Annotated in this window: 1 pseudogene; it reads right to left on the reverse strand. The window is 63.5% G+C overall.

The annotated features are described in order from the left end of the window. Positions 1–78 precede the first annotated feature (78 nt). Positions 79–266: pseudogene (locus tag DWB68_RS15880) on the reverse strand (hypothetical protein); the annotation flags it as partial.

A 266-nucleotide genomic window follows, 5' to 3' on the forward strand; every position in this document is an offset into this window, starting at 1 on the left:
CAATCATCACCGACCCCACACCGGCATCGGAGGCCTCTCACCCATCGATCGCGTCCACAACGTCAGTGGGAAGAACACCTAGGCCGTGTTGCTAAAGGTGCTGGTGAGCCAGTGGATTGTCGCGGCGAGGCAGAGGCCGGCGTGGTAGTTGCGGGCGGTCTTGTCTGAGCGCATCGCGATCCCGCGCCATTGCTTGAGCTTGTTGAAGCACCGCTCGACGACGTTGCGGCCGCGGTAGCGGACCCGCTGCTGGTCACCGAAGTCGA

The organism is Galactobacter valiniphilus, from assembly GCF_003575975.1.
Lineage (GTDB): Bacteria > Actinomycetota > Actinomycetes > Actinomycetales > Micrococcaceae > Galactobacter > Galactobacter valiniphilus.